Below are 17,018 nucleotides of genomic sequence, written 5' to 3' on the forward strand. Positions count from 1 at the left end.
CCTGGCGCTTAGACTGCGTAAAGCTCGCCCCTGATTACTGCGCGGACACCGCTTCGTAAATGTCCTCCTCTTGAGCAGTATGCATGCGCACCAGCGTTTCGATCGCCTCGATAACACGTTGGGCGTCCCGTATAAGATAACGATCTATCTTTTCTGACGGTAGATCCGCCGCGATCCGCGCGAGCAGCCGCGCAAGGTGTAGGATCTCGCGGTGCGCGCGGCTCATAGCCGAGAGGCCGTGGCGTTCTCGCAGCACCTCTGCAATTTTGGGATAGACGCTGCCCTCGTCCTCGCGCTCGTGCGTCACAACGCTGCCCTGGACCAGGCGATGAGCCTCTTCGATCAAGGTCGCCGCGGTGTCTGGGGTCGCATCGTCAATCGCATCGACGATCTTGCGCAGCCGGTCGAGATCCCTGAATAGCGCCTGATGCTCGTGATGCAGCGCCAGCCCCTGCTCTGCGGAAATCCGGCGACTGGTAGTCCCATGGGCTGGAGTGAGCGCCCGAAGCGCGTTCAGGATGACGGCAACATCGATCACCTCCTGCACGATCGCTGCCGGCACGGGATTCAGCCAGCCGACGGTGGCGGCCACCATGGCCGCCATCGACAATCCCATACCAATAATGATGCTCTGGAGGGCAATACGCCGTGCTCGCTGCGCAATTATGATCGCTTCGCCCACGCGATCAAGCCGATCGGTCAGGATCACCACATCTGCCGCCTCGGACGAGGCGCTCGCGCCGCGCGCGCCGAGCGCGACTCCGATATCGGCCACGGCCAGTGCCGGGGCATCATTGATGCCATCGCCGACCATGATGGTCGGATGCAGCCGCTGTTCCGTGCGCACGGCCTCGACCTTGTCAGAGGGAACGCGATCGGCCAGCACGGCATCGAGGTCGAGCGCTGCTCCGATAGCCTGAGCCGCTGCAGCGCGATCGCCCGTGACCATCACCATTCGCGCAATGCCCGCATCGCGAAGTAACCGGATCGCTCGCGGCCTATCAGCCCGGAGCTCGTCGGCCAGCAGCAGCGCACCGACCGAGCGGCCGTCCACGGCAACAAAGACGATCAGCGCCGAGCGCCAAGATGCGCGCCGGATTGCCCGCAGCTCCCACGGCGACAGCTCGGCATGTGAGCGAACTAGCTCTCGCGAGCCGGCGGCGACATGGCGGCCGTCGATCAGGCCGGACAAGCCGGTGCCCATGGTCTCCTTGACCTGTTCGGGCGTTCTCAGTTTGAGGCCGCGATCGACGGCGGCAGCGACGACAGTCTTGGCGAGGACGTGATGCGAGGCCTGCTCAAGCGATGCCCCGAGGGCGAGGATCTCGTCCGGATTTTCCCCTGGGGCGACTTCAACCGAAAGCAGCCGGGCACCTCCCACCGTCAGCGTACCGGTCTTGTCGAACAGCACGGTGTGCGCGCGAGCCAGCGCCTCCAGCGCGCCTCCACCCTTGGCCAAGATTCCACGGCGGGCCGCTTGCGCCACGCCTGCGATGAAGGCGACCGGTGCGGCCAGAATCAGGGGACAAGGTGTCGCCGCCACCAGCACGGCGAGGCTGCGGGTCAGATCGCCGGAGATCTGCCACGCCAGGAAGGCGATGGCGAGGGTCACCGGGAGAAAGATCAGCGCATAGCGGTCGGCCAAGCGCACAAAAGGCGCCTTCGCCGTTTGCGCGGCCGTTACCATGCGCACAATACCAGCGTAGGTGCTCTCGCCGGCCGGTGCGGTAACGATCAACTCGAATGTCTCACCCGCATTCAGCGAACCAGAAAGAACGGCACTGCCCCGCGTCTTCTCGACTGGTATCGGCTCTCCCGTAACGGCGGACTCGTCGATGGTCGCCCCGGCCGAATGGACGATGCCGTCGACCGGAACGATCTCGCCGGCGCGTACCAGCAGCTCATCGCCGACGGAGACCACCTCGACCGACACCTCCTCGACCCGCTCGCCGGTCTTGCGATGTGCCTGGCGCGGCGCACGGTCGACCAGCGACCGCAAGTCGTGCTCCGCTCGTGCGATCGCGATATCCTCCAGCACGTTGCCGCCGGAATACATCAGCGCGACCACGGCGCCGGCAAGCGGCTGGCCGAGAGCCAATGCCGCGCTCATCGACAGGAGAGCGATCGCGTCCACCCCCAGGCGGCCGCCCAGCAAGTCCCTGACGATCGAGACCGCCAGTCCTCCTATCACGGGTGCCGTGCCGATTGCCCATGCGAGATCGGCCAGATCAGGCCGGCCCACGGCCCGCGCAACAATGCCCGCGGTCAATCCCACGATTGCGATCGCAACCAGGGTCCACGGCAAAACCCGCTCAAACGAGATGGTTTGGTTCGGCATTTTCACATGCAGATCACTCTCTTCCGAAGCCAGCCTCCTTGCTTGAGCGGAATCAACAACATTGGGAATGCTACGACCCTAGAGACGGCCACCCTGCAGAGATCGTTTCGGCTTCGGTGATTCCTGGACCGACTTCATGTAGTTTAGGACTGCCTCGGCATCATCCCTGTTGAAGCGAAAGGTCGGCATTGCAGGATGAATGCTGCTATAGCCATCCTGAAGTCGCTGCAGAAAGTCGCTGTCGTAGAGCTTGGTTTCGCTAAAGCTGCGAAAAGGTGGCGCCTGCCTGTTCGGACTCGCGCCGGTCCTGCCAACTGAGTGACAGCGGGCGCACATTTTTTGCAGCAGCTCCCTGCCATGTCGATGCTCCTCGTCGAACGCGTGGGCGCCGGTGCTCGACCAGAGAGTGATTGTCGAAAGTATAAGCAAGCATCGCATCATCGCAGTCGTTCCCGCGAAACAGTTCACCAGCGCGAGGTCGCCTTCCCACACGATGTCACCGCCGCTGAAGGCCAGCTTGATGCAGCTCAAAGGATGAGCTCGGTTGACGATAGGACTCGCAATAGCGGCAAGCATGACCACCAAATGGCACCGCGCCGCCCAAAGCGATTGGCGCAACTGCTCTCAGGGGTATAGACAGGCCAGTTGCGCCCAGGGTTGACGGCCGGCTGCTCCGATACTTGACCTGCCTCAAAACGTGCAAGCCACTTCGGGGCTACACTGGTCCAACTCGGAGGCGACCAATGGACGAAGCGTTCAGGCGGAAAATCCTTCGGCTCCTGGATCAGCACCGGACCACGAGGATCGCGACGTTGCGATCTGACGGCTGGCCCCAGGTGACCACTGTCGGCTACGCCAATGACGGGCTCGTCATCTATTTCCTTTGTGGAGCGGACAGCCAGAAGGCAGCTAACCTGGCGAGGGACGATCGAGTCTCGCTAACGGTGGACGACGATCCCGCCCAAGTGATGGAGATCGCCGGCCTATCGATGGCGGCACACGCGAAGCTTGTAACCGATCCCGCCGAATTTGAAAAAGCCTTGCGGCTCCTGATCTCGCGATATCCGAACCAAAAGGGCCTCGATCTTCCCATGCCGAAAACTTCGGATGTCTGCGTCTTCCGCCTGACACCGACGATCGTCTCCCTGCTCGACTACTCAAAGGGATTTGGACATACCGACCTGATCGCGTGCTAAGGAGCCGCGGCTTCCGCCAAGGCGCGGTTGCGCTCGGCCATTTTGCCTGCGTCCGCCGGAACCGCTGATCGGCAGGCGGTTTTGGCGATGAGGGTGCCCGCAGGCGCTCGCGCGATTTTGCTGTGAGTGCCCGACCGTGAGTTGAGACAGAACATGTTCCGCACCATACGCGTCGATATCAGTCTCGCGATCCTGATCGCACTAGCAGCATTGTTTCTCGTCCGCGTGCACAAGGCGGACGGATCCAAACTTGCTGCAGATAGGGCGTCGGAAGGACGTCGCCTCGCGGAAGCATGGTGCAAGCCATGCCATGCAATCGAACCGCACATGGCGGGGATATCGGATCAGGCACCGGGCTTTGCGGCAATCGCAAACAGGCATGGAACGACAGCTCTTTCGCTGAAAGTGTTCCTGAAGACCAGCCACCAGAACATGCCGAACCTGGTCATCGCACCCGATCAGGCCGACGCTCTCGCGAACTATATCCTTAGCCTAAAGACTCAGGACTAGGGCGTGGACTCATAACGCGCGGCCAACCATATCCTGATGGACGCGAGTTGAACGAAGGCCAGATAGTTGGCAGCAAGCCTGTCGTAGCGCGTCGCCACCCACGACATTGTTTGATCCTGTTGAAGAACCGCTCGACCCTGTTGCGGGCGCGGTAGAGATAGGGGCTGAAGCAGATCGGATCGCTGCGGTTGCTTTTCGGCGGGATATTGGCCGACGCGCCCTTTTTCAGGGCAAGCTCTCTGATCCAGTCTGCGTCATAGCCACGGTCAGCAAGCAGCATTGCCCCGATTTGAGACGAGACAACATTCTTCCTGCAAGTCGAACATCATGGGCCTCACCGGGACTCAGCGCCAACCGCACCGGCAAACCATTGCTATCGACCACCGCATGGATTTTGCTCATCAAGCCGCCGCGGGACCTTCCCATCGATTGGCGTCGGTTCCTTGTGATACAGGATCCATGCTGATGCACGCGGACAATTGAGGTATCGATCATCTGGACGGCGGCGTCATGCGCAGCGGCAAGCGCCTCTATGATGCGCCCCAGACACCAGCCCGCCGCCAGCGGACGAACCGGTTGTAGCAAGTGGTGTATGGGCCAAACGCCGCCGGCAGATCACGCCAGGGTGCTCCTGATCGAAGCACCCAGAAGATACCATTGAGGACACGTCGGTCGTTCACTGCATGTGCGGACGCAAGGATTGTTCCGCCTTCGTCAACGCTTCGGCGCACAAGTCGCTTCTCTCGCAACGAGTAAACGTTACACTCGCGCCATCATTCGTGACTCGCCTTCCACGACTACCGCGTGTATTTAGTGCGCGCCGCTCGGGAGGCGGCGGGGGCTGGGGCCGCACATGCACGACGAGACGTCACTGCGTTACGCCGGCTGGCGGGTCGTGCTTGCCTGCTTCTTGCTGGCGCTGTCGATTTTCGGCTTTGCTCTGTACGCGCAGGGTATCTACCTGGTCGAGCTGGAGCGTCTGAACGGCTGGCCGGCCTCGCTGATCTCGGGCGCCAGCACGCTGTCGCTCTTGATCGGCAATGTCATCGTCATCTTCACCGATGAGATCGTGCGGCGCCTCGGCCTGAAGCGCTTGGCGCTGGCAGGGATTGCGTGCCTCGCCACCTCAATGGTGCTGCTCCCCTTCGCGGCCGCGCCGTGGACCCTCTATGCGGCATTCGCGTTGATGTCGCTCGGCTGGGTCGGCATGGGCACCGTAATCATTCCGGCGGTGGTCGGCGCTTGGTTCGTGCGACGCCGAGGTCTTGCAATTAGCCTAGCCTTCCTCGGTGCTAGCTCCGGCGGCATCATCGTCACGCCACTACTGATGGTCCTGGTGGGCCACCTTGGATTTCAGACCGCAATGGTGGCCGCAAGCGCAGTCCTGCTGATCTTTCTACTTCCGACCACGTTCGCCTGGATCGGCCCGCCGCCGAATGTGTGCGCGACGACCGCAAGCGCTGACCAATTTTCGCCGGCGCCCGGTACTAGCATCTGCCGTGGCGAGATAGTGCGCCGGCCGGCGTTCTGGACAATCGCGGTTCCGTTTGCGCTCGGGATCATCGCTCAGGTCGGCTTCATCGTGCATCAGATCGCTATACTTGAACCGAAAATCGGGGCTCTTAAGGCGGGGCTCGCAGTCAGTGTAATGACTTCGATGGCGATTGTAGGAAGGGTCTCACTCAGCCTCGTCGCAGACCACCTCGATCCTCGGCTTGTTGCCGCCATCTCGCTGGTGAGCCAGGCCGTGGCGGTGTTCACCATCCACCTGAGCGACAACGTCCATCTCGTGCTGCTGGCCTCCGCGGTGTTCGGCTTTTCGATCGGAAACCTCATCACACTGCCGCCGCTGATCATCCATCGCGAGTTCGAAGTCCAAAACTTCACAGTGGTGATGGGGCTGTTCACCTCGATCAGCGGCACGGTCGGCGCCTTCGGTCCCGGATTGATCGGTCTAATCCGCGGCTGGAGAGGCGATTACGGCGCTGCGCTGCTGTTGACCATTGCGCTGGACGTGATCGCCGCCGCGATCGTCCTAGCGCGTGCCGGAAATCCAAGAGTGGCCAAGGAGTTCGATTGTGCGCGAAGGTAAGCCATGCTGTTTGAACGAGATCGCGTAGCTGCGGCGTTACTGCATTCTTGGTCCGTGCAAACCAGCGGACAATGGCTGGCCAGCAATCCAGCGCGCGGTCAGTGCAGTGTAACAGCATTGCTTGCCAATGAGTTCTTCGGCGGCGAAATCCTAAAGACACCGCTTGCCGAGGGGGACCACTTTTACAACCGAATCAATGGGAACTACCTGGATCTTAGATCAGGTCGAGATGAAGCTCTGGCTGGCACGTCGACCGCCAAGTACGAGTTCTTCAGGGCTGCCTTCTCTCGCTACTACAAAATTGAACTGTAGGAGTCCGCTACCTTCAGATCCTCTGCCGACTTTCCCATTCGTCTCTCGCGCGACAGATCTCCGACCGCTGGTTGCTGCAAGGTCGAAATTCACGGATGCTTGTCAATGATCCCAAAGCCCCTTAAGGCCGTCGTTTTCGATATGGACGGATTGCTGCTCGACACCGAGGCGCTCTACCGTGGGGCAATTTTCGCCGCGTGTGCGGCTCAAGGGCACCAAATGGTTGATCATGTGCATCTCAGCTTGATCGGCGCGCCGAAGGATCTAGGTGACGAAAAGCTTATTGGCTATTTTGGACGGGCGTTTGATCTTGATCGCTACCATTTAGACTGCGAGGAACATTTTGACGGCCTGTGCGCAATTGAAGTCCCACTTCGCCCTGGTGTTATTGATCTCCTCAAAGTTCTGCGCGACGCCGCGATCCCCATGGCCGTCGCAACGTCAACCGCACGACCGAAATCTGAAGCGCAGCTGAAGAAGGCAGACATCTTCCACAATTTTGATGTGCTAGTCACGCGAAGCGACGTTGAGATAGGCAAGCCCCATCCCGAGACTTTCCTAAAGGCGGCCACACTCCTCAGTGTCGATCCACCAAGTTGCTTAGCACTCGAAGACTCGCACAATGGAGTTCGTGCGGCAGCGGCGGCGGGAATGTCTACGATTATGATCCCCGATCTCCTCCAACCGACGCCGGAGATCGCGGGTCTATGCGTCGGCGTGTTGCGGAGCCTGAATGACGTTCGGATCAGGATTTCTCAGCAGTTATAACGGAGGCAGCTTCTTGGATGCCCCTTTTTGGCACGCTACCTGTTCGTCATCAATCTAAAGACTGTGAAGTCGATTGGGCTCGAAATTCCATCGACACTGGCGGCGCTCACGGACGAGGTAATCGAATAGGCCAGCGACTTCCGTTCATGGTTCGCTGCTGACTTCATGCGAACCACCGCAGCGTCCGCCATCCGGCGTAGACCGGACCAGCCCTGAAACGGGGTTGAAGTCGCAGTTTGGACCCATAGCGGACATGCGGAAAGCGGATGCTGCAATTCACCAGTCTCGCGGCGCGATGCTGGGGCACAATTTTTTGAACCAGTCGTGGATTTCGGCGTAGCTGCATGCGCCACAATCATCGACAAGTCTGTTATTCTTCACGTCAAGCACAGCCCACTTCGCATACGCCACGTCGCCGCTGTCAACGAACTGGCTCCGATCCACCGTCTCGATACGACCTAGAAGGCGGTAGCGTAAGCCATTCAAGCCGGTCCATTCTTTTGCTTGACAATCAGCCGTGATCGTCCTGTTTCGACTTTGGGCGCGTTCCTGATATGCCTCTTCTGCGGCTGTCTGCGAGTAGCTTTCGCCCATCGTTTGGCCAATGGTATAGTACAAGGCAGCCCGTCGGCTTGGTTTCGTGTGGATCACAGCGTGGCTTGTATCCAGCCCGACGGCGCTCTCGATTTCATCGTCCATGCCATCCCTCTCGCCGTAAGCAACGAACAACTTCTTGTCACGAGGGCCAAGATAGATGTCTTGGTCGAGAGACCAAGCGCAAACATACGTTGTGCGGTCGCTCCAACATCCAGCCGCCTGTCTCAGCTTCCCAAGCGGCCAGTCACGAGGTGTTTTATGTGGGCCTGTCCAGCTCGCAATGCCTTCGTGCGGAGCGGTCACCTTAACCTCGGCTTCAATACCTGATCCACTGGTGTTCGCAATGCGAAAGGAGCCCTTCTTGTCTATGGGCGTAAACTCGCATGGCGAACCAATATAGTGCGCTCCATCAATTTCAAAGAGGCACTTCGCCTGCCTTGCTTTCGCGGGTGTTGCGAAAGCATGCACGGCGGTGAGCAAAAGCAGTAGGGACAGCGTGTGTCTCATCGCGATCCAATTCATCAGAACCACATCAGATCAAGCTGGCCTCCGTATATCTCTACGCAACAGCGAGCGGAAGAGTTCGCTGATACTTGATACGTCGCCTTCTAGCCCTTCTCGGACCTCATGCAGTGCCCGTTTCAACGCCCCTGTTGGGGGATAAGCGGACATCGTGGATTTATGAGTACACGCCCTTCTGTAATGGGCCCGATGATGTCAAGCCTCCCGAGTGAACGCCACGCCGCCGAGCTCATGCTTCTGTTCGTGGTCGACGCCTGGCCGCCACATCATGCTGTCAGAGGGAGCGGTGAGCCTATCTAGATACGCGTGGTTCGTCGGACGACGCCACTGGGCGTGTAACGGCTTCACCGCATCCACCGTCCCGGCGACGGGACTTCGGGCACCGGGCTTCAGTTCATCCCGGTTGCGTTCTTGATCTCCTCCACGTCTTCTATGCTGCGATTGAGCCCGCTTCGGCCCATCGGTAAGTCGTGCCATCGACCCAGATCCGATGCAGGATCACTGCGAGCTTGCGTGCCAAGGCGACCTTTGCGCGCTTCGAGCCTCTCCGCTTGGCGACGTCCATCCCCCAGCGTTTGAGTTTTGAGAACCGCGTGATGCGCGATAGCAGAACGTTGGCGGCTTCATACAAGGCCGTCCGCACCGTCTCATCGCCGGCCAGCGTGATTCCGCCCGTGACGTCCTTTTCTCCCGATTGATATTTCTTTGGCGTGAGCCCGAACAGCGCGCCTGCTGCCTTTGACTTTACAATGCGATGAGGATCATCAATCGCCGATTTGTAGGTGATGGCCACCAGGGGACCAACGCCTGGTACTGTCATAAGCCGGCGGCAGACTGCATCATCACGCACAATTGCCAGCACAGCCTTGTGTAGTCTTCCGTATTCTGCCTTCAGGGCCGATCGTGCCGAAAGCATCGCACCAGCAATGCGCTCCAATGTCGCCTGGCCTGCAACCAACTCTCGAATCCGCGCTTCGAAATTCCTTCGCGTCACCGGGCCAACCTTCAGACCGAAGCCGCGCAAAATCCCTCGGATACTTAATTCTACATCGATCAGCCGCCCGAGAAGCTGTTTGCGTGCGATCAGGAGTGCCCGGATCTCTTGCGCATCAACCGACTTTGCGTGTACCTGCCGAAACCATCCCATCCGGATCAACTGGGCGATCCCGCGGGCATCCTTGCGATCCGTCTTGACCGTCATTGCAGATAATGCGGCCTTCACGTGCCGCGTTTCCAGCAGAACTGTTTCAAATCCTGCACCTTTCAGGCCTGCATGCAGCCATTGCGACAGCGGCCCAGCCTCCAGCCCGATCCGCTTCACTGCAAAGCCGAGCGTCTCAAAAAACTCAACTAAGGCGTCGGGTTCGCTTGCGACCTTCGCTTCCTTCAGGATCTTACCCTGGGCGTCCACAACACACACGCTCGACAGTTCCAATGACACGTCGATTCCGGCATAATTCTCCACGGCTGTCCTCCGTCTCCAGATGCTTGGGGCCGACTCAAGTCGTGACCCCGTTTCATCATCTATCGGGGGACAGCCACCATCATGACCCCTTGCTCCGGAGCCGGGCCCATTACCGCATCTAGTCACGTGAATCTAAAGTTCGCCACATAAAGTCTGCTGGGCTTTGTGGCAGAAGCGTTTGACGGAAGCCAAAATCTGGTCTGCGGACTTGGTCCATTTGAAGGGCTTGGGATTTTTGTTGTGCAGGTCGATGAAGGTACGGATGTCGGCCTCGAGCTGCCTGACGGAGGTGTGAACACCTCGCTGGATCTGCTTTCGGGTGAGCTCAGCGAACCAGCGTTCGACCTGATTGATCCATGACGCGGAAGTCGGCGTGAAGTGGACATGATAATGCGGCCGACGGGCGAGCCACGCTTTGATCTTGGGTGTTTTGTGAGTGGCGTAGTTGTCCATGACGATATGGACATCGATCCCTTCAGGGACTTGAGCGTCGATCTCTTTGAGGAACTTCAAGAACTCGACTGCCCGGTGGCGCTTGTAGCATTTGCCGATGACGAATCCAGAGGCGACATCGAGCGCGGCAAACAGCGAGGTCGTACCATGCCGCACATAGCTGTGCGTGCGCCGTTCCGGTACGCCCGGCATCATCGGCAGGACCGGCTGCTCGCGATCCAGGGCCTGGATCTGGCTTTTCTCATCGACACTGAGGACAAGGGCTCGGTTCGGTGGGGAAAGGTAAAGGCCGACGATATCGCGGACCTTGTCGACGAACAGCGGGTCGCTCGACAGCTTGAATGTCTGGCTGCGGTGCGGCTGCAGGCCGAACGCCGTCCACATTCGGCGGATCGTGGTGTGGGAAAAGCCAGTTTCCGCAGCCATTGAGCGGATCGACCAGTGCGTCGCGTCGGGTGGCGTTGTACGCAATGTCCGCTCAATTACCTCAGCAACCTGATCGTCGTTGATGGTTCGAGGGCGGCCCGGGCGGGCCTCGTCAAGCAGGCCATCACAGCGATCCTTCAAAAATCGGCGGCGCCACTTGCCGACGGTGTGTTCGTGGAGGCCGAGTTCGACAGCCACAGACTTGCTTGGCAAGCCATCCGCACACCGCAGGATCGCGCGGCAGCGCTCAGATAGCGATCGGGCAACGCGATGACGACGAACTTGTCTCTCCAAGTACGCCCGCTCCGGCGGACTAAGCACCAACGGCGCGATCGGCCGGCCTCGCTCACCTGCATTCGCCACAAGCTCTCTCCTCTGTAGAGATTCGAGCTATCAACTAATGTGACGAACTTGCGTTCCAGATGACTAGTCACGTGAATCTAAAGTTCGCCACATAAAGTCTGCTGGGCTTTGTGGCAGAAGCGTTTGACGGAAGCCAAAATCTGGTCTGCGGACTTGGTCCATTTGAAGGGCTTGGGATTTTTGTTGTGCAGGTCGATGAAGGTACGGATGTCGGCCTCGAGCTGCCTGACGGAGGTGTGAACACCTCGCTGGATCTGCTTTCGGGTGAGCTCAGCGAACCAGCGTTCGACCTGATTGATCCATGACGCGGAAGTCGGCGTGAAGTGGACATGATAATGCGGCCGACGGGCGAGCCACGCTTTGATCTTGGGTGTTTTGTGAGTGGCGTAGTTGTCCATGACGATATGGACATCGATCCCTTCAGGGACTTGAGCGTCGATCTCTTTGAGGAACTTCAAGAACTCGACTGCCCGGTGGCGCTTGTAGCATTTGCCGATGACGAATCCAGAGGCGACATCGAGCGCGGCAAACAGCGAGGTCGTACCATGCCGCACATAGCTGTGCGTGCGCCGTTCCGGTACGCCCGGCATCATCGGCAGGACCGGCTGCTCGCGATCCAGGGCCTGGATCTGGCTTTTCTCATCGACACTGAGGACAAGGGCTCGGTTCGGTGGGGAAAGGTAAAGGCCGACGATATCGCGGACCTTGTCGACGAACAGCGGGTCGCTCGACAGCTTGAATGTCTGGCTGCGGTGCGGCTGCAGGCCGAACGCCGTCCACATTCGGCGGATCGTGGTGTGGGAAAAGCCAGTTTCCGCAGCCATTGAGCGGATCGACCAGTGCGTCGCGTCGGGTGGCGTTGTACGCAATGTCCGCTCAATTACCTCAGCAACCTGATCGTCGTTGATGGTTCGAGGGCGGCCCGGGCGGGCCTCGTCAAGCAGGCCATCACAGCGATCCTTCAAAAATCGGCGGCGCCACTTGCCGACGGTGTGTTCGTGGAGGCCGAGTTCGACAGCCACAGACTTGCTTGGCAAGCCATCCGCACACCGCAGGATCGCGCGGCAGCGCTCAGATAGCGATCGGGCAACGCGATGACGACGAACTTGTCTCTCCAAGTACGCCCGCTCCGGCGGACTAAGCACCAACGGCGCGATCGGCCGGCCTCGCTCACCTGCATTCGCCACAAGCTCTCTCCTCTGTAGAGATTCGAGCTATCAACTAATGTGACGAACTTGCGTTCCAGATGACTAGAACGCTGATCGCCGCGACAGTATCGTAGGCTGGGCTCTTAACGAGCCCGGTCGGCCCGCAAGGTCTCGAAGAACGCCACGATCGCGTCAATCTGGTATTCGACAAGTTTTGGCTTGAGCATTGCTTCGTTCGGGCCTACTCGACGGTGGCTTGACGCCAACAACAGTCGGAGATCGTTGGCTGAGAAAGATGGTCGACTGGCAATTTCGCTGAAGCTTGGCGCGGGGAAGCGAAAGGCTGGTGTCTCCTTTGAAGAATCCGAGATGACGTGACAGAGGCCGCAGGTCCCGCGAGCCAGCGCACGCCCCTCCGCGATCTGATCCGCGAACAGCTGATCGCCGAACGGCGAATTGACCGGCACCTGGATGGTGATCGAACCGAATCCGCTCGCGCGGTGGCAGGTATTGCATCCGCTCGTGAAATCCGCGTAAGCCTTCGCGAAAGCTGCACTATCCTTCAGTTCAATCGCACGATCCAAGGCTTGTAACTGCTCGTTAGTTTGGGACAATCGCGAGCTTTCGGATGGATAGAGCATTGCCTTCCGCCAGCTGGCTTCGATCTGTCGAAGCTCGTAATTCGCCAAGCTCCAGTTGCCGAGCTTTCCGGCGAACCATAGTTTGATGTGTTGGAATTGGAGCGCGACCATAAGGTCGGATAGTTGCGTTGACGTATTGCCAGCAGGCTGGTTCTCTGCCCCCGCATTGAATAGTGGAAGCATGGCGACGATCCCGGCGGCCATCAGCGTCCGACACTTCATACCAGCGCTCGAAAAGATGAAGCAACGCCAGCCTCGGCGCCGATTCCGATCAACACCTTTCCAAATGACTGACGTCATGCGCGCGTACCAAAGCGATTTCTCGACGCACCGACCGAGCGCATCAGACGAATTCCCTTGTCGATCGGCCCAGCCGTCGTTGATTAGACAAGCAGGTTCGTAAAGAACGGCTCGGCAATCTCAGCGACTGATGGCTCTATCCCGTCAGATGCGACGGCGGTGATAAATTCGCGCTTACAGTTCCAGCAGCGCCAGAGCTCTTGGGCTTCGCGAGCATTGATGCGTTCACGCCACTCGAGATCGACCAACCCGGAACCACAGCGAGGGCATTTTTTGTCATGTGGTGCTGAGACCGATGCCATATGGGCTTTCCTCGTTTTCGACGCGTAGCATGCGTTCTTGGCGGTATAGCGAAATGATCTAGATCAACGACCTGCTCGCTCTTCCCCATAGCTGACTTGAGGTGTAAGCCATCGTCCGCAATTTTCGCCGAGGCCACTGCGTATCTGCCATTGGGACGCTCACCAACTGGCTAACCCCACTGCACGCTTCTAACGCCGTTCGACTTCGGACTCTTGCTCCATCTGCAAGATGCGCGCTCGTAGCGCGTCGAAGGTTTCTTCGGCGGCCTCGCTGAACAGCGGATCCTCATGATTGACTGTCGCCGAGGCGATCTCAGCCCAATCTGCCGGCTTGAGAGCCTTGAGGGCGGCGGGGAAGAAATCGCGGTCTTCGATCATGATGTGACGCCGCTCGCTCTCCATGAAATCGCGAACGATGTTGTCCACATTCTGCCGAAGAATCTCTCGATCCGCCAAAACACTGTCGATCGCCTGAGCGACGCGGCGCAAACGCTGGGTCCCTTTTTGGTGTTCGAGCGTCAGATCGCCGATCCTTGCCGCCGCAGCGGGGTCTCGAAGCTTTAGCTTGGAAAAGACCAATTCTTCTTGGGGATGATGATACAGTTCCGGATAGAGCTCAAAGTAGCTGATAATCGCGCGAATGACCTCATAGTCGGGATGGTCCCCGCGATCGAAAATCTCAAGCTCGCGATCGAGTACGGCGAGTAGCGTCTCGATGTTGCGATGTTCCCGGGATAGACGCTCAATGATCATTGCGACCTCCAATGAACCATTGAATGATGGAAGCTATCTTGAAAACGATCCCAGTTTCTTGCGCTAGATCAAACACGGAGGATCGGTCGCGACGTCGACGGGGACGACATACTGCTGTCTGGAAGGTCGAGGTGGCGCCGGTGCGGGTTCCCCCGAACGTCCGCTTTGCGCCAGCAGCAGTCGCTTCGAAGGTCTGAGGCGTCTCTATCTTCCTCGCTGCGCAATCCTGCTTTGGTCAACAATTCGGTCGCTTGGACTGCGGGAGCGAATCGCGAAGCTTGTCGTTTCGTCACGCCTCTGCAAGATGGCGCGCGATCAACTGAACTGCGAATTTGAGGAAATCGCGCTGGTCGAGGGCGGCGGGATCTTCGGCGACGCTTGCCAACAAAGCTTCTCCTGACATCGCAGCATGCATGTGGGCTGCGCTCAGGATAGCGATGGCGTATTGCGTGTCGGAGATCCGCGGTGCGCGCCGCCTCGCCTTCCGCGCCGCTTGGATCCGCGCTCGATGAACTCGCTCGACCAGCGACTTGAGCATGCCTGATCCCTTTGGCCGCCAGCCAGCGAGACTAAGCCAGAGGGCGAGTCTCGCGGCCCGTTCGTCGGCATAGGCGCGCTGAAAGAGCCGTCCAAGGGCAGCGACGTCGATTTGATCGGGCGCCCAGCTTTCGATGGTCGCTTCAATGTCATCTACCAGCCGGCGCCCTATGCGCCGCAGGAGCGCGTCCATCAAGGCTTCGCGGGTGCCGAAGTGGTAGTGGATAGCCGCGTCCGTAATGCCCAGATCTGCGGCGATGCGCTGGATGCGCACGCCTTCGGGGCCCTCGTCGTGCAGCCGCCGCTCCGCGGCATCCAGGATCGCGAATTTCGCCGCTTGTGGTGTTCGACGTTGTCGCGTGGCCATTGACATACCTGCGTTCGTGGGTCTTACTTAGGATACCCTAAGTAAGGGGTTGTGGGTGAACGATTGGCATCCCGAGGCGCTGGCGACAATAGCCGATCGGCTCGGTATTGCCTTTACCGACCTCGCGCCGCCGCGCTCAACGCGTTTCCGCACGCATGGCGGACCCACTATCCACGTCCTCGATTGGGGCGGCCAAGGACCTCCGGCGGTGCTGCTGCACGGCGGCGCGCTGACCGCCCGCACCTGGGATTATGTCGCCATTGCACTGCGGCCTGATTTCCGGCTCTTAGCACTCGACATGCGCGGCCATGGCGCCAGCGGTTGGGCCGACGATTATTCAATCGAAAGCTGTGCGACGGACCTCGTGGCAGTTATCGACGGCCTCGGGATTCAACGCGCGCGCATCGTTGGCATGTCGTTGGGAGGAATGGTGGCCTGCGAGTTCGCGCTGCGCCACCCGGACCGCACCGAAAGTCTCGCGATGGTCGATGTGACCTCACGACCGGTGTTTGCTGCAACGGCGCGGATGCGCACCTTCATGACGGACTTTCGTGGCGCAGCGACAGTGGACGAAGTGGTCGAGATGGCGCTTGCAGTTAGTCCCAGGAGCGATCCAGAGCGCCTTCACTATCGAATGCGCACCCTGCTGAAGCGTGACGACGATGGGCGCCTCGTGTGGAAGAGCGACCGCCGTCGTCCGGCGGATTATCCCATGATCCTTAGGCATCTCGCGGGCTTCGAGGCTCGCATCCCGGACATGGCCGCGCCTTTCCTGCTGGCCAGGGGTGGTGAAAGCCTCATCGTCTCCAAGGATGCCGCCCATGACTTCACCGCGCGCTTTCCTGACGGGCGGTGGATCAACATCAAGGGCGCGGGCCACAACGTCCAGGAAGACAATCCGCGCGATCTGGCCGACGCGCTCAGAGCCTTCTGGGGCGGACGTCTGCGGAGCATGACGCAGAAAGGCATTCAATGAAGACTTGCCAGGTCTTTGCCGCATATGATCGCGACGCGACCACGCAACATGGCTGGGCCTACTGCCCTATGTGCGGCTCCGGCCTGGTCCGACCAACAAGAGGAGAACCGGAGAAGACATGTGAAAACCCGGCCTGTGCCTTCGTGCTGTACCGAAATCCAACGCCGATCATCGCCGTTCTCATCGTCGACGGTGACAGGTTTTTGTTGTGCAGGCGGAAGCGAGAGACCTTCGAGGGAGGCAAGTGGTGCCTGCCGTGCGGTTACATCGAATTTCATGAGGATTATCTGACGGCAGGCAGGCGCGAGGTGAAAGAGGAGACCGGCCTTGAGGTAGAGATTACTGCCCTGCTCAGTGTCGCTTCCAACTTCCTTCGCCCGGACATCCACACGCTGGCAGTTTGCGTGCTCGCCAAGCCGGTGGGCGGAGCAGCCTGTCCCGACGACGACGTCGACGAATTGGGATGGTTTTCCCTTGGAGACAAATTGCCGAGCTTTGCATTCTCAGCCGATCGTCACATGGTGGAGCGCTACTTTGCGACGCGCCTGTCGGGCGCGCCCGTCGATCTCGCCTACGCCCGGCAGGTGTGAACTGGACGTGGCTCGAATTCGCCGGACACACGAAGCCGGTTAATTCTCAACGGCGCTTGAGAATTTCTATTTCCAAACGCGGTAAGAATTTTGACCGCAACAGAGTTTGTTCATCCAACGAACTCCGCAACTTAACTGCTGGCTGGGGCGGCATCGAACCTCCGAATGGCGGAATCAAAACCTGCTTGATTATTCAATGATTTCATCGCGCATTTGGAAAAAATGGTCAAAATGCGCTTCAGTAATTTCAATAGCTTGGCTGCCATTTCCAAATGAAAACGCTCTGAAGCTTGAAAGCGATCGACTGAGCAGCTCAGCTAAGTTGAAACTCGCTTGGCCGTGGGCTGGCGATATCACGCATG

17 protein-coding genes and 1 pseudogene are annotated in these 17,018 nt (G+C 59.4%); 7 read left to right on the plus strand and 11 right to left on the minus strand.

Annotated elements, in window-relative coordinates:
• Nucleotides 1-34 precede the first annotated feature (34 nt).
• Nucleotides 35-2,338, minus strand: a complete 2,304-nt coding sequence (locus QA642_RS35785) for a heavy metal translocating P-type ATPase (protein ID WP_283081103.1) — start codon at nt 2,336-2,338, stop codon at nt 35-37.
• 78 nt (nt 2,339-2,416) lie between these two features.
• Nucleotides 2,417-2,914 carry a cytochrome c gene (locus tag QA642_RS35790; RefSeq protein ID WP_349253885.1) on the minus strand — a complete coding sequence of 166 codons (498 nt, stop codon included), beginning with the start codon at nt 2,912-2,914 and terminating at the stop codon, nt 2,417-2,419.
• A gap of 167 nt (nt 2,915-3,081) precedes the next feature.
• Here QA642_RS35790 and QA642_RS35795 point away from each other — a divergent pair, with 167 nt between their 5' ends.
• Together QA642_RS35795 and QA642_RS35800 are read left to right on the plus strand one after the other, a co-directional pair.
• Complete coding sequence (locus QA642_RS35795) at nt 3,082-3,534, plus strand: pyridoxamine 5'-phosphate oxidase family protein (protein ID WP_283081104.1); 453 nt, start codon at nt 3,082-3,084, stop codon at nt 3,532-3,534.
• Nucleotides 3,535-3,687: 153 nt separating this feature from the next.
• A complete protein-coding gene (locus QA642_RS35800; RefSeq protein WP_283081105.1) occupies nt 3,688-4,044 on the plus strand; it encodes a cytochrome c in 357 nt (118 codons plus the stop codon).
• Here QA642_RS35800 and QA642_RS35805 read toward each other — a convergent pair.
• Nucleotides 4,041-4,715: pseudogene (locus tag QA642_RS35805) on the minus strand (IS5 family transposase); the annotation flags it as partial. The gene QA642_RS35800 and the pseudogene QA642_RS35805 sit on opposite strands and share 4 nt — an antisense overlap.
• A gap of 182 nt (nt 4,716-4,897) precedes the next feature.
• On the opposite strand from QA642_RS35805, the gene QA642_RS35810 reads away from it, so the two are divergent.
• The 3 genes from QA642_RS35810 to QA642_RS35820 all read left to right on the plus strand — a co-directional run bounded on the left by QA642_RS35810 (nt 4,898) and on the right by QA642_RS35820 (nt 7,216).
• Nucleotides 4,898-6,136 carry an MFS transporter gene (locus QA642_RS35810; RefSeq protein ID WP_283081106.1) on the plus strand — a complete coding sequence of 413 codons (1,239 nt, stop codon included), beginning with the start codon at nt 4,898-4,900 and terminating at the stop codon, nt 6,134-6,136.
• A 3-nt stretch (nt 6,137-6,139) separates the two neighbouring features.
• Nucleotides 6,140-6,448: a hypothetical protein gene (locus QA642_RS35815; RefSeq protein WP_283081107.1), complete on the plus strand. Its 309-nt coding sequence runs from the start codon at nt 6,140-6,142 to the stop codon at nt 6,446-6,448.
• A gap of 105 nt (nt 6,449-6,553) precedes the next feature.
• Complete coding sequence (locus QA642_RS35820; RefSeq protein WP_283081108.1) at nt 6,554-7,216, plus strand: HAD family phosphatase; 663 nt, start codon at nt 6,554-6,556, stop codon at nt 7,214-7,216.
• Between the two features lie 276 nt (nt 7,217-7,492).
• On the opposite strand, the gene QA642_RS35825 is transcribed toward QA642_RS35820, so the two are convergent.
• The 8 genes from QA642_RS35825 to QA642_RS35860 all read right to left on the minus strand — a co-directional run bounded on the left by QA642_RS35825 (nt 7,493) and on the right by QA642_RS35860 (nt 15,090).
• The gene (locus QA642_RS35825) at nt 7,493-8,335 is read right to left on the minus strand and encodes a hypothetical protein (RefSeq protein WP_283081109.1); all 843 of its coding nucleotides are present in this window, start codon (nt 8,333-8,335) and stop codon (nt 7,493-7,495) included.
• A 430-nt stretch (nt 8,336-8,765) separates the two neighbouring features.
• Nucleotides 8,766-9,800, minus strand: a complete 1,035-nt coding sequence (locus QA642_RS35830; RefSeq protein ID WP_283080660.1) for an IS110 family transposase — start codon at nt 9,798-9,800, stop codon at nt 8,766-8,768.
• Nucleotides 9,801-9,932: 132 nt separating this feature from the next.
• On the minus strand, nt 9,933-11,042 hold the full coding sequence (locus QA642_RS35835) for an IS630 family transposase (protein WP_080137402.1): 1,110 nt from the start codon (nt 11,040-11,042) through the stop codon (nt 9,933-9,935).
• Nucleotides 11,043-11,119: 77 nt separating this feature from the next.
• Nucleotides 11,120-12,229, minus strand: coding sequence for an IS630 family transposase (locus QA642_RS35840; protein WP_080137402.1), 1,110 nt, complete (start codon nt 12,227-12,229; stop codon nt 11,120-11,122).
• Nucleotides 12,230-12,333: 104 nt separating this feature from the next.
• Nucleotides 12,334-13,035 (minus strand): hypothetical protein, encoded by a 702-nt coding sequence (locus QA642_RS35845; protein WP_283081110.1) that lies wholly within the window; start codon nt 13,033-13,035, stop codon nt 12,334-12,336.
• A 179-nt stretch (nt 13,036-13,214) separates the two neighbouring features.
• On the minus strand, nt 13,215-13,433 hold the full coding sequence (locus QA642_RS35850) for a hypothetical protein (protein ID WP_283081111.1): 219 nt from the start codon (nt 13,431-13,433) through the stop codon (nt 13,215-13,217).
• A 189-nt stretch (nt 13,434-13,622) separates the two neighbouring features.
• Complete coding sequence (locus tag QA642_RS35855) at nt 13,623-14,186, minus strand: hemerythrin domain-containing protein (protein ID WP_283081112.1); 564 nt, start codon at nt 14,184-14,186, stop codon at nt 13,623-13,625.
• Nucleotides 14,187-14,475: 289 nt separating this feature from the next.
• On the minus strand, nt 14,476-15,090 hold the full coding sequence (locus tag QA642_RS35860) for a TetR/AcrR family transcriptional regulator (protein WP_283081113.1): 615 nt from the start codon (nt 15,088-15,090) through the stop codon (nt 14,476-14,478).
• A 55-nt stretch (nt 15,091-15,145) separates the two neighbouring features.
• Between QA642_RS35860 and QA642_RS35865 the strand changes: the two genes are divergently transcribed.
• The gene (locus tag QA642_RS35865; RefSeq protein WP_283081114.1) at nt 15,146-16,066 is read left to right on the plus strand and encodes an alpha/beta hydrolase; all 921 of its coding nucleotides are present in this window, start codon (nt 15,146-15,148) and stop codon (nt 16,064-16,066) included.
• Nucleotides 16,063-16,656: an NUDIX hydrolase gene (locus QA642_RS35870; protein WP_283081115.1), complete on the plus strand. Its 594-nt coding sequence runs from the start codon at nt 16,063-16,065 to the stop codon at nt 16,654-16,656. Before QA642_RS35865 ends, QA642_RS35870 begins: the two co-directional genes overlap by 4 nt.
• Nucleotides 16,657-17,018 lie beyond the last annotated feature (362 nt).

The organism is Bradyrhizobium sp. CB2312 (assembly GCF_029714425.1).
Taxonomy (GTDB): domain Bacteria; phylum Pseudomonadota; class Alphaproteobacteria; order Rhizobiales; family Xanthobacteraceae; genus Bradyrhizobium.

Bases quoted from the DNA above. Each gene is read 5' to 3' on its own strand.
- QA642_RS35795 (WP_283081104.1), top strand. From the start codon at position 3,082: ATGGACGAAGCGTTCAGGCGGAAAATCCTTCGGCTCCTGGATCAGCAC.
- QA642_RS35815 (WP_283081107.1), top strand. From the start codon at position 6,140: ATGCTGTTTGAACGAGATCGCGTAGCTGCGGCGTTACTGCATTCTTGG.
- QA642_RS35820 (WP_283081108.1), top strand. From the start codon at position 6,554: ATGATCCCAAAGCCCCTTAAGGCCGTCGTTTTCGATATGGACGGATTG.
- QA642_RS35825 (WP_283081109.1), bottom strand. From the start codon at position 8,335: ATGAATTGGATCGCGATGAGACACACGCTGTCCCTACTGCTTTTGCTC.
- QA642_RS35790 (WP_349253885.1), bottom strand. From the start codon at position 2,914: ATGCTTGCCGCTATTGCGAGTCCTATCGTCAACCGAGCTCATCCTTTG.
- QA642_RS35845 (WP_283081110.1), bottom strand. From the start codon at position 13,035: ATGGCCGCCGGGATCGTCGCCATGCTTCCACTATTCAATGCGGGGGCA.
- QA642_RS35810 (WP_283081106.1), top strand. From the start codon at position 4,898: ATGCACGACGAGACGTCACTGCGTTACGCCGGCTGGCGGGTCGTGCTT.
- QA642_RS35870 (WP_283081115.1), top strand. From the start codon at position 16,063: ATGAAGACTTGCCAGGTCTTTGCCGCATATGATCGCGACGCGACCACG.
- QA642_RS35855 (WP_283081112.1), bottom strand. From the start codon at position 14,186: ATGATCATTGAGCGTCTATCCCGGGAACATCGCAACATCGAGACGCTA.
- QA642_RS35860 (WP_283081113.1), bottom strand. From the start codon at position 15,090: ATGGCCACGCGACAACGTCGAACACCACAAGCGGCGAAATTCGCGATC.
- QA642_RS35800 (WP_283081105.1), top strand. From the start codon at position 3,688: ATGTTCCGCACCATACGCGTCGATATCAGTCTCGCGATCCTGATCGCA.
- QA642_RS35850 (WP_283081111.1), bottom strand. From the start codon at position 13,433: ATGGCATCGGTCTCAGCACCACATGACAAAAAATGCCCTCGCTGTGGT.
- QA642_RS35785 (WP_283081103.1), bottom strand. From the start codon at position 2,338: ATGCCGAACCAAACCATCTCGTTTGAGCGGGTTTTGCCGTGGACCCTG.